Origin of the sequence: Paracoccus sp. (in: a-proteobacteria), from assembly GCF_030536915.1 — a bacterium.
GTDB lineage: Bacteria > Pseudomonadota > Alphaproteobacteria > Rhodobacterales > Rhodobacteraceae > Paracoccus.
Map to the genome: position 1 here is coordinate 1 of NZ_JAUNPC010000091.1, position 10633 is coordinate 10633.

General features: G+C 68.1%; 11 protein-coding genes and 2 pseudogenes. 8 read left to right on the top strand and 5 right to left on the bottom strand.

What is annotated here, in order from left to right; genetic code table 11:
• The 3 genes from hisD to Q4F04_RS12885 all read left to right on the top strand — a co-directional run.
• The coding region (hisD, locus tag Q4F04_RS12875; protein WP_303370220.1) for a histidinol dehydrogenase at window positions 1-1226 on the top strand (1226 nt) is incomplete at its 5' end.
• Window positions 1227-1313: 87 nt separating this feature from the next.
• A complete protein-coding gene (locus Q4F04_RS12880) occupies window positions 1314-1796 on the top strand; it encodes a UPF0262 family protein (RefSeq protein WP_303370221.1) in 483 nt (160 codons plus the stop codon).
• Window positions 1797-1801: 5 nt separating this feature from the next.
• Window positions 1802-2305: a low molecular weight phosphatase family protein gene (locus tag Q4F04_RS12885; protein ID WP_303370222.1), complete on the top strand. Its 504-nt coding sequence runs from the start codon at window positions 1802-1804 to the stop codon at window positions 2303-2305.
• 62 nt (window positions 2306-2367) lie between these two features.
• On the opposite strand, the gene hisH is transcribed toward Q4F04_RS12885, so the two are convergent.
• The 3 genes from hisH to Q4F04_RS12900 form a co-directional block, all read right to left on the bottom strand.
• Window positions 2368-3003: an imidazole glycerol phosphate synthase subunit HisH gene (gene hisH / locus Q4F04_RS12890; protein WP_303370223.1), complete on the bottom strand. Its 636-nt coding sequence runs from the start codon at window positions 3001-3003 to the stop codon at window positions 2368-2370.
• Window position 3004: 1 nt separating this feature from the next.
• The gene (gene hisB / locus Q4F04_RS12895) at window positions 3005-3610 is read right to left on the bottom strand and encodes an imidazoleglycerol-phosphate dehydratase HisB (protein ID WP_303370224.1); all 606 of its coding nucleotides are present in this window, start codon (window positions 3608-3610) and stop codon (window positions 3005-3007) included.
• A gap of 141 nt (window positions 3611-3751) precedes the next feature.
• The gene (locus Q4F04_RS12900; RefSeq protein WP_303370225.1) at window positions 3752-4981 is read right to left on the bottom strand and encodes a hypothetical protein; all 1230 of its coding nucleotides are present in this window, start codon (window positions 4979-4981) and stop codon (window positions 3752-3754) included.
• Between the two features lie 310 nt (window positions 4982-5291).
• Here Q4F04_RS12900 and Q4F04_RS12905 point away from each other — a divergent pair.
• Together Q4F04_RS12905 and Q4F04_RS12910 are read left to right on the top strand one after the other, a co-directional pair.
• Window positions 5292-6561: pseudogene (locus Q4F04_RS12905) on the top strand (IS256 family transposase).
• A gap of 108 nt (window positions 6562-6669) precedes the next feature.
• Window positions 6670-6876: pseudogene (locus tag Q4F04_RS12910) on the top strand (integrase core domain-containing protein); the annotation flags it as partial.
• 254 nt (window positions 6877-7130) lie between these two features.
• Here the strand turns inward: Q4F04_RS12910 and Q4F04_RS12915 are convergent.
• Both Q4F04_RS12915 and Q4F04_RS12920 read right to left on the bottom strand, forming a co-directional pair.
• Window positions 7131-7871, bottom strand: coding sequence for an NAD(P)H-dependent oxidoreductase (locus Q4F04_RS12915; protein ID WP_303370226.1), 741 nt, complete (start codon window positions 7869-7871; stop codon window positions 7131-7133).
• A 162-nt stretch (window positions 7872-8033) separates the two neighbouring features.
• Entirely contained in the window at window positions 8034-9062 is a 1029-nt protein-coding gene (locus tag Q4F04_RS12920) for a LysR substrate-binding domain-containing protein (protein ID WP_303370227.1), read from the bottom strand.
• A gap of 101 nt (window positions 9063-9163) precedes the next feature.
• On the opposite strand from Q4F04_RS12920, the gene Q4F04_RS12925 reads away from it, so the two are divergent.
• From Q4F04_RS12925 to Q4F04_RS12935, 3 genes are all read left to right on the top strand, one after another.
• Window positions 9164-9718: a thiamine pyrophosphate-binding protein gene (locus tag Q4F04_RS12925; RefSeq protein ID WP_303370228.1), complete on the top strand. Its 555-nt coding sequence runs from the start codon at window positions 9164-9166 to the stop codon at window positions 9716-9718.
• A gap of 5 nt (window positions 9719-9723) precedes the next feature.
• Entirely contained in the window at window positions 9724-10311 is a 588-nt protein-coding gene (locus tag Q4F04_RS12930; RefSeq protein ID WP_303370229.1) for a thiamine pyrophosphate-dependent enzyme, read from the top strand.
• 72 nt (window positions 10312-10383) lie between these two features.
• A partial coding sequence (locus Q4F04_RS12935; protein WP_303370230.1) for an aldehyde dehydrogenase family protein occupies window positions 10384-10633 on the top strand: 250 nt, incomplete at its 3' end.

A 10633-nucleotide genomic window follows, 5' to 3' on the forward strand; every position in this document is an offset into this window, starting at 1 on the left:
CCGCCGATGTGGGCGATGCCGTGGCGGCGATCATCGCGGATGTGCGGGCGCGGGGGAATGCGGCGCTGGTCGAACTGACCGGGCGCTTCGACCGGCTGGAACTGACGGCCGAAGGGCTGCGGTTTTCCCCGGCCGAGATCGAGGCCGCGGCGGCGCAGGTATCGGCCGAGGATCGCGCGGCGCTGGAACTCGCGGCCGCGCGCATCCGGGCCTATCACGCGCGGCAGATGCCCGAAGACGCGATGTGGACGGACGAGGCGGGGGCGCGGCTGGGCTGGCGCTGGACGCCGGTTTCGTCCGCGGGGCTTTACGTGCCGGGGGGACAGGCAAGCTATCCCTCATCGGTGCTGATGAACGCCATTCCGGCGCGGGCCGCGGGGGTCGGGCGGCTGGTGGTCTGCGTGCCGACGCCGCGCGGTGAGGTCAATCCGCTGGTGCTGCTGGCCTGCCGGATCGCCGGGGTGGATGAGGTCTACCGCATCGGTGGGGCGCAGGCGATCGCGGCGCTGGCTTACGGGACCGAGACGATCCGTCCGGTGGACAAGATCACCGGGCCGGGAAACGCCTATGTCGCGGCGGCCAAGCGGCAGGTCTTCGGCCGCGTGGGCATCGACAGCATCGCCGGGCCGTCCGAGGTGCTGGTGATCGCGGAGGGGGCGCAGAACCCGGAATGGCTGGCGCTGGACCTGCTGGCGCAGGCGGAACATGACGCCGACGCGCAGTCGATCCTGATCACGCCGGATGCGGCGCTGGCGCAGGCCGTCGCGGCAGAGCTCGAGCGGCTGCTGCCCACCCTGCCCCGCGCCGGGATCGCCGGCGCAAGCTGGCGCGACCACGGCACGGTGATCGAGACCCGCGACCTGGCCGAGGCCGTGGCACTGTCCGACCGCATTGCGCCCGAGCATCTGGAATTATGCGTGGACGACCCCGAGGCGCTGGCCGCGCAGGTCAGCCACGCGGGCGCCATCTTCCTCGGCGGCTGGACGCCCGAGGCGGCGGGCGATTATGTCAGTGGGCCGAACCATGTCCTGCCGACGGCACGCTCGGCGCGGTTTTCCTCGGGGCTGTCGGTGATGGATTTCCTCAAGCGCACGACGCTGTCGCGGCTGGACCCCGGCTCGCTTGCGGCCATCGGACCGGCGGCGGTCCGGCTGGCCGAATCCGAGGGGCTTTCCGCCCATGCCCGGTCCATCGAGGCGCGGCTGGCCACGCTGAACCGGGGCTGACGGCGTTTCGCGCTTGAATGATCCCGCGCTTGCCGTGATCGTGGCACCCGCCGCAAGCGGCAGCGCCAGCCAGAGGGGGCCCGTCCGATGACAACCGATCGCCTGATCCGCGTCGAGATCGACGATTCCGCCCTGCCCCCCGCCTCGCCCGAGATGGAGCAGGAGCGCCGCGTCGCCATCTTCGACCTGCTCGAGGACAACAGCCTCGCCCTGCCCGGCCGCGCCGGCCAGCCCGCGCCCAGCGGTCCCTACGCGCTGCTGCTGGCGGTGCGCGACCGGCGGCTGGTGTTCGAGCTGTCCTCGGAAGCCGGCGAAAGGCTGGCCGAGTTCCACCTGGCGATGGGTCCGCTGCGGCAGGTGGTGAAGGATTACTTCCAGATCTGCGAAAGCTATTTCGACGCGGTCAAGCGCCTGCCCCCCGCCCAGATCGAGGCCATCGACATGGCCCGGCGCGGCATCCACAACGAAGGGGCGCGCACCCTGCAGGAGCGTCTGGACGGCAAGGCCAGCGTGGACATCGACACCTCGCGCCGCCTGTTCACCCTGATCTGCGCGCTGGTGGCGGAATAACCCCGGTGGAGGACAAGGCCGGCATCCCGAATTCGGTCCTGTTCTGCTGCGATCACAACGCCATCCGCTCGCCCATGGCCGAGGGGATGATGAAGAAGTTCTACGGCCGACAGGCTTACGTGCAGTCGGCGGGCGTCCACAACGACATGGAGATCGACGGCTTCGCCATCGCCGTCTGCCACGAGATCGGGATCGAGCTGTCGCGCCACCGCACCCGCAGCTTCGAGGACATGCGCGACTGGGGCGACGATCTGGGGCAGTTCGACCTGATCGTGGCGCTGTCGCCCGCCAGCAAGCACCAGGCGCTGGAACTGACGCGGCACTTTCATTTGGACGTGGAATACTGGCCGATCATGGACCCTTCGGGGATCACCGAGGCGCGCGAGGCGAAGCTGGCGCTTTACCGCCAGTCGCGAGACCAGATCATGACCCGCATGCTCGGCCGCTTCGGCAAGCCGACCGGGGACGAGGGCCGGGAATTGCTGCGCGCGGCCATGCCGGACCGCTGACCTTCCCTGCCGAAACGCTCCCCCCGGCGCGTGAACCGGGGGGCGGAACCCCGCAGACGCGCTCAGGGTTTCCAGTCGAGGAAATTGCCGAGGATGCGCAGGCCCAGCGCCTGCGACTTCTCGGGGTGGAACTGCAGGCCCAGGATGTTGTCGCGGGCCACCACCGCCGTCACCGGGCCGCCGTAATCGACCGAGGCTACCAGGTCCTCGGGGCGCTCGGTGACGAAATGCCAGCTGTGGACGAAATAGGCGTGGCCGCCCGAGGGCACGCCGTCCAGAACGGCATGCGGGCGGTGGAGGATCAGGTCGTTCCAGCCCATGTGCGGCACCTTCAGGCTGGGGTCGTCGGGCATGATGCGTTCCACCCGGCCCCCGATCCAGCCGAAGCCGGGGGTGGGTCGGTATTCCAGCCCCTCGTCCGCCAGCATCTGCATGCCGACGCAGATGCCGAGGAAGGGGATGCCGCGCTGCCTGACGGCCTGTTCCAGCGCCTCGTGCAGGCCGGGGACGGCGTCGAAGGCCGCGCGGCAGGCCGGAAAGGCGCCGTCGCCCGGCAGGACGATCCGGTCGGCGCAGGCGACCACATCCGGGTCTGACGTGACCTCGACCTCGGCGCCGCGTTTCGCGCCGACCAGTGCCACCGCCTTGGCCGCCGAATGCAGGTTGCCGCTTTCATAGTCGATCAGGGCGACCCGCATCTCAGAGCGCGCCCTTGGTCGAGGGAAGTTCGCCCGCCATCCTCGGGTCGGGCTCGACGGCTTCGCGCAGGGCACGGGCCACGGCCTTGAACGTGGCCTCGGCGATGTGATGCGCGTTCAGCCCGTGCAATCGGTCCACATGCAGGGTGATGCCGCCGTGGGTGGACAGCGCCTGGAAGAACTCGCGCACCAGCTCGGTGTCGAAGCGGCCGATCGTCGCGGACGGGAAAGGCACGTTCCAGACGAGGAAGGGCCGCCCCGACAGGTCCAGCGCCGCGCGGATCAGCGCGTCGTCCATCGCCAGGTGGAAGCTGCCGTAGCGGCGGATGCCGCGCTTGGTGCCCAGCGCCTGCGCCAGCGCCTGTCCCAGCGCGATGCCGCAATCCTCGACCGTGTGGTGGTCGTCGATATGCAGGTCGCCCGTGGCCTGCAGGTCGATGTCGATCAGCGAATGGCGGGCCAACTGGTCGATCATGTGGTCGAAGAAGCCCACGCCCGTCCGGCTGCTGGACCGGCCGCGCCCGTCCAGATCCACCGTCACCGTGATGTCGGTTTCCGCGGTCTTGCGGGTGATGGTGGCGCGGCGGGAAATGTCGGTGTCAGGCATGGTCGGCTCCTTGTCCAAGGACGGCCCGGCTTAGCGCAAGAGGATGCCGGGGCGCAACGGCACGGCCGCAAGGGGAGCGCTGCCCCTGCCGCCCGTGCCGGGCGCCGGCCCCGGGATATTTGTGACCGCCCGAAGCCCCGGTCAGTCGAACCACAGCTCGGCCTGCTTCAGCCGCTTGCGGATGCCGCGCTCGGGGGCGAGGGGGGGATAGTCGGCGAACATGGGCCTGATCCGGCGGCGGCCGCTGCCGTCGCCGATCAGGCGCTCGGCCGCCTGCCAGCCGGACAGCAGGGGCGCGATCACGGGCAGGGCGGCAATGGCCTCGAACTCGTCGATGGCGCGCTGGGGGCCGCGGGCGTAAAGCAGGGGCAGGTTGCGCCAGTGCCAGGTCAACTCGCCATCCAGTCCGGCCAGCTCCGGGCCGGGGCGCCCGCCGCCGAAGCTGTGGATCACCAGCGGCAGCACCGCCTGGTCGAGCCATGGGTCCAGCGACTGGCAGGCCAGGGCCTCGCCCGGATCGTCGCGCACCGCCACGGCCCAGTCGCGGAAGCGGCGGCCGAACTCGGGGCCGTCGGCGCCGAAGAACCAGCCGGCGTTGAAGTAAAGGAAGCGCTCCCAATGCTCTTCGGGCTGGGACAGGTCCAGCGAGCCGTCCATGTCCAGCCCGAAGCGGTCGTAAAGCGAGCGCCAGATCGAAGCGTAGGTCTGGCGATAGGCGGGGGGCTGGGGCCAGCTTCCCTCGCGCCGCATCGAGGCCGAGGGGCGCGCGAAATCGAAGGGCAGCGCGTCGATGTCGCCCAGGATCAGCGTGTCGCTGTCCAGAAACAGGAAGGGCCGACCGGGGTCCAGCAGCGCCAGCGCCTCGATCTTGTTGCCGTAAGGATAGCTGCGGCCGAAGTCGCGGGCGACCAGCGGGCGGATGTCGGCGCCGAGGGCCTCAAGTGCGGCGCGGGCCTCGGCCGACATGCGCGGATCGGTGCCCGACCATGCGCCCTCGGGCTGCGGTTCGGCGACGACCAGGCGGCCCCGGAAGCCGGGCGCGTTGCGGCGCAGGCTGGCGGCAAGGATCGCGGCCTGCCGGTCGATCCCGCCGCCCTGCGCAACGACGAGGATGTCGAATTTCGGCGGGACCGAAGGGGGCGCGGCACTTTCAGGGGCGCCCGATGTCGCGGTGACGCGATCCGCGCCCTCCGGCTGCACCGGATCGCCCTGTGGCGCTGCGGCGGGCCGGTGGTCCTTGCCCGCGGGCTTTGCACGGGCGGCGCGTTCCGCCTGCCGCTCGGCGCGCAGCGCCTCGCGTTCGGCGATGCGCCGGGCCTTTCGGGCCTCGCGTTCGGCCTGGCGGCTGTTGCGATCGGTGCTGTCCGTCATCTGCATCCTCTTGGCGATCAGCGACCACCATCTGCCCGGCCTGAAAGGGGGGAAGTGGTGGGCGGCCCCGGAATCCAACCGGACATGGGTCCCCCGGCGAAGTCACAGTCCGCTGCATGTGGCGACCACATGCTTACAGGCGCTTCCTGTAAGCAGACATCCGGCCGATTCCCAGCAATATTCACCTTGAAACGTCCGCCACCCGTGATGCTGTCGCGCTGCGTGGTGTAGGTTCTGGCTGAGGTGGTCACCGGCGCTGTTCCGGCAGGGTCTGGTTGCTGACACCAAAGCTGGACCGGAGCTTCCACCGATGACCACCGTCATGATGAACTTCCGCGATCTCGTGGAGAAGGTCCCGACGCCGATCCGGCTTGCGTGAAATGATCAGCTTTGCGGCCGAGCGACTGATGGAGCTGGAGGTTGGCGCTGTGACGGGCGCGCCCTACGGTGAGAAGGATCCCGGCAGGCGGGCTCAACGCAACGGGTATCGCGACCGGTCGACGCATGCGTCGACGCAAGACGCGGGCCGGAACGGTCGATCTGCGCATCCCGAAGCTGCGCAAGGGCAGCTACTTCCCGGGTTTCCTCGAGCCGCGCCGGATGGCCGAGAGGGCCCTGACCGATGTGATCCAGGAAGCCTGCATGCAGGGCATCTCGACCCGCTCCGTGGACGACCTGGTCAAGGCGATGGGCATGTCCGGCATCTCCGAGAGCCAGGTCAGCCGTCTGTGCGAAGAGATCGACGGCAAGGTGAAGGCCTTTCCGAACCGCCCGCTGGAAGGGTCGGCGTATACGCCGACGGCCCTACCTCTGGATCGACGCGACCTACCTCAAGGTCCGGCGCGGCGGGCGGATCGTCTCGGTCGCCGTCATCATCGCCATCGGCGTGAACACCGATGGGCGGCGCGAGGTGCTGGGCCCGGAGATCGGCACCTCAGAGGCCGAGCCGATCCGGACCGAGTTCCTGCGCAAGTTGAGGCGACGAGGCCTGCGCGGGGTGAAGCTGGTGATCAGCGATGCGCACGAAGGCATCAAGGCCGCGGTGTCGAAGGTGCTCAGCGCCACCTGGCAACGCTGCCGCATGCATTTCCAACGGAATATCGCGGCCCATGCCGGCAAGAGCGGGCGGCGGGTGGTCTCGGCCTTCATCGCCACCGCCTTCGCGCAGGGTGAGGCGGATAGATGATCGTGGATGGCCCCGCGGTCATCCGCCGAACCCCGAGGCCGCCAGCACCCAATGGCGCGCGGTGGCCGACCAGATCCGCCCCAAGGTGCCGAAGCTCGCGCTGCTGATGGACGAGGCCGAGCACGACGTCTTCGCCTGCATGTCCTTTCCCAAGGAACATCGGACCAAGCTGCATTCCACCAACCCCGTCGAGCGTCTGAACGGCGAGATCAAGCGCCGCACCGATGTCGTTGGAATCTTCCCGAACGACGACGCCATTGTCAGGCTGGTTGGCGCACTGCTGCTCGAACGGAACGATGAATGGGCAGTCCAGCGTGTACGCTACATGACGCTGGAAACCATCGGCGCAATGCGGGATGATCTCGTCATCAGCCTGCCCGCTGCGGCATCCTGATCAAGCAGACCCGCACCGAACATCACGGTGACGATCAGCGCCAGCCAAACCACTTCATGGGACAGCATCCCGCTTACGCTTACGGTTGAAATGCGTTGGCACCCGGATCTCGATGGACGGGAAAGGGCAGCGCGCTGCATCGACAACGTCTTCATCGAACGCCTCTGGCGATCCCTGAAATGCGAATGCGTCCACCTGCGCGCCTGAGACACCGGATCCCAAGCGAAAGCCGCCATCTGCCGCTGGATCACCTTCTACAACCACCAGCGGCCCCACACCGCTCAGGGCGGGCAGCCTCCCGCCGTGATCTATTGAAGCAAAATTGAAACCGATCGGCAGGACCAGGCAGTAGCTTGAATCAGCAGGAAACCTGTCCAAGGATCGGGGAAAGGCTCAATCACGCAGCAGACACATCAATGGGTCCTGACCTTACTGCGGGAGCTTCAACTCCGGCCTCCGAGACGAACTGCTCGAGGATGGAATCTTCTCCAGCCTCGCCAAGGCACGGGTCATCATTGAAGGCACGTCCTGGCACCGCGGCCTTCGTCAACTCGGGCCTGATCGGAGACTCAGACGTTGCGCTGTTGCCCCGAACGGGCGAGCACGCCCGGTTTCAGACGTTCGTTCGGGCCATAATCCTCCGCCGGGTGGAAGAACAGGCGCGGCGTCTCGGCGATGGTTTCCAGCCGCTGGCGATAGGCATCGAGTTGCCTCTTCCGAGTGGGCTCATCTTCCCGGCCGGGCATATAGGCAATGCAGGGAGGCAGCACGTCGAAGCCGGCATAGCGCAGCAAGCCGTTATGGATCGGCCACAGCACGGTCAGGATGTCGCCGTCGATCCCGTCGGGCGCATAGGTGTCGGCCGAGGTTCCCGTGGTGGCGGCCAGCATCGCCAGTTTCCCCCTGAACATGCCGGTGTCGTATTTCCGCCCGGTCGTATAGGCAAAGCCGCGGGCGAAGACCCGGTCCGCCCAGCCCTTCAGGATGGCGGGCATCCCGAACCACCAGACCGGGAACTGGAGGATCAGGAAATCCGCGCGGCTCACCTTGGCCTGCTCGGCGGCGATGTCGGCGGCGATCGTGCCGTTCTCCATCGCGACGGTCTGTTCCCGCGCCAGGCTGAAACGGGACGGGTCGGAATGTGGGCCGATCATGTCGGCAGGACCCGCGACCGCGTTCCATCCCATCGCATAAAGGTCCGATACCTCGACCGAATGGCCTTGTGCCGTCAGGGTTTCGACCGCGAGATCCTTCATCGCGCCATTGAAGGACGTGGGTTCGGGATGGGCATAGACGATCAGGACGTTCATTCGGACCTCGGCAGGAAGGGCAGCCCGGCACATGCGCCGCCAGGCAGGGCAGCATCAGATCGGCCGGAATCCGCGCGGCTTCACGGAGCCGCCTGCTTGCCAGAGACAAGGCGTCCCGACAACGACAAGACGGCGAGATCAGCTATAGCGGGATTGTCTTCCTCAGCCACGCCTTTGCGCGGCGGCGCGCGGCGACGGCCGCCCGTCTCCCGCGGGGCGGCGGCGCCTTCCGGCGGACCTTGCCGCCTGGTCGGTGTCCGCCTGTTCGGTCGGCAGGCGTCCCGGCCAGACACCCTGCCGGACCAGCAGCGAGACATTCGAGGCGATGACCTGCCCCGCGAAGCGCGCAAGCCGCGGGACCGGACGATCTGTCGGCCAGGCAAGGATCAACCGCCGTGTCGGGACCGGATTTTGCAGCGGGGCGGCGCAGAGCTGGCCCAAGACCAGATCCCTGTGGATGGGCGCCCTTGGAAGAATGGTCGATCCCTGCCCGGCCTGAACCAGCTGCTTGAGCGTCGAATAGCTGTCGGCCTCGACCGGAACGCGCAGGGCAAACCCCCGCTCGCCCGCGCATCTGTCCAGAATCTTGCGCAGTCCATGCCCCTCGCTGGGCAACAGCAGCCGCTCGTCCTCAAGGTCGCCGAAATCGACCGGGACATCCTGCGACAGGCCCGCGTCCGGCGGCCCGATCAGGAACAGGACCTCCTCGAGCAGGGGTTGGACCCGCAGGGTGCGCGCGGACCTGGGATCGTAAAGGATGGCGGCATCGACCTCTCCGCGATGCATCCAGTCGAGCAGATAGGCCGAATAGGCGCTGACGATCCGCAAGGTCGCCTCGGGGTGGGTTTCCCGGAAGGCGGCGACCAGGGGTTCGGCAAGGATATCCGACACGGTCGGCGGCATTCCGACCGAGACATGCCCCCGCAAGGGCGCATCCTCGTCGGAAACCGAGGCGCGGATCTCCTCCAGTTCCGCCATGACCCGCAAGGCATGGCGCAGAACGTCCTGCCCCTGATCGGTCAGGATCATGCCGCGGCCATGCCGGTCGAAGAGGCGCGCGCCCAGTTCCTCCTCCAGAAGCCGGATCTGCCGGCTGAGCGCGGGCTGGGCGATATGCAGGCGGTCGGCCGCCTTTGACAGGCTGCCGAGTTCGGCGACATGGATCAGGGTGCGCAGCTGGGAAATTTCCATGCCATACAATGCGGCTATATCTGCCCAAGAAAAAGGGTCGATGTGATCCGATCCGGGCAAGGCTATGCAAAGGCGAAACCGTCCATGCCGGGAGACATGCAGTGACTGTCGCCGAAGTGATTTCCGCGGGCGGAAAGGCCCGGGATCTGGCCAGGGACTGGCCGCTTGAGCTTTACGAGGTGCTGAAGGCCGCAGGGATCCGCCAGATGTCCTATGTGCCGGACGCGGGCCATTCGACCCTGATCCGGCTGTTCGGCGAGGATGCGGAGGTCACGACCAACGTCCTGACGACCGAGGAGGAAGGCATTGCCATCGCCACCGGTGCATGGCTGGGCGGCCAGCGTTCCGTGGTGCTGATGCAATCCTCGGGCGTGGGAAACTGCATCAACATGCTGTCCCTGCCGGTGCAGACGCGGACGCCGCTGCTGATGCTGGTGACGATGCGGGGCGAATGGGCCGAGTTCAACCCGTGGCAGGTGCCGATGGGGCGGGCGACCGAAGCCTCGCTGAAGGCCATCGGCGTCACCGTGCTGCGGGCGGAAACGGGCGAGGATCTGGTCGAGGTCGTGGCGCAGGCCGCCGGGATGGCCTTCGATGCGGACCAGCAGGTCGCGGTGCTGATCGGCCAGCGCCTGCTTGGCAAGAAGAAATGGTGAGCGACATGACCGGTTCCGCAATGGATCGCCGCGCGGCGGTGGGCAAGCTGCTGGCTGCCCGCGACGGGGCGCTGGTGGTGACGGGCCTCGGCTCGCCCAGCTATGACGTTCATGCGGCAGGCGACAGCGACGGCAACTATTACCTTTGGGGCGCCATGGGCGGCGCCGCGCTGACCGGCCTGGGTCTTGCGCAGGCGCAGCCTGACAAGCGCGTCATGGTGATCACCGGCGATGGCGAGCAGTTGATGGCCTTCGGCGCGCTTGCGACCATCGCCGTCGCGGGTCCGAGGAACCTCGACATCATCGTGCTGGACAACCAGCATTTCGGCGAGACCGGAATGCAGCCGAGCCATACGGGACGCGGCATCGCCTTGGACAGGATCGCCGCGGCAGCGGGCTTTGCGGACACCGCCGAACTGTGCAGCCTCGACGAGGTGGATGCCCTGGCCGAACGCCTGCGCCAGCCCGCGGACGGCCCGCGCCTGTTCGTCCTGAAGATCAGGGCCGAGAACCTGCCGCGCTCGCTGCCGCCGCGCGATGCGGTCTTCATCAAGAACCGTTTCCGGGCCAATCTGGGGCTTGGAACCTGCTGAATCCTTACGGAAGGGCGGCCCGCCGCCCTTGTCCGATTTCATGCAAGCGAGACAAGCTGCCGGAGAGACGACATGGCGTTGCAGCAGTTCCAGAACACGGTCGACAGCCGGCTCGTGCCGGTACGCGGCACCTTCGAGGCCTTCGATCCCTTCACTGGCAAGCCTTGGGCGCTGATCCCGCTGGACGGCCCGGCCGAGGTCGATGCTGCCGTCGCCGCTGCAAGGGCCGCCTTCCGCTCGCCGGAATGGGCCGGGCTGACCGCCAGTGCGCGCGGCAGGCTGCTGCTGCGGGTGGCCGACCTGATCGCCGAAAACGCCGAGC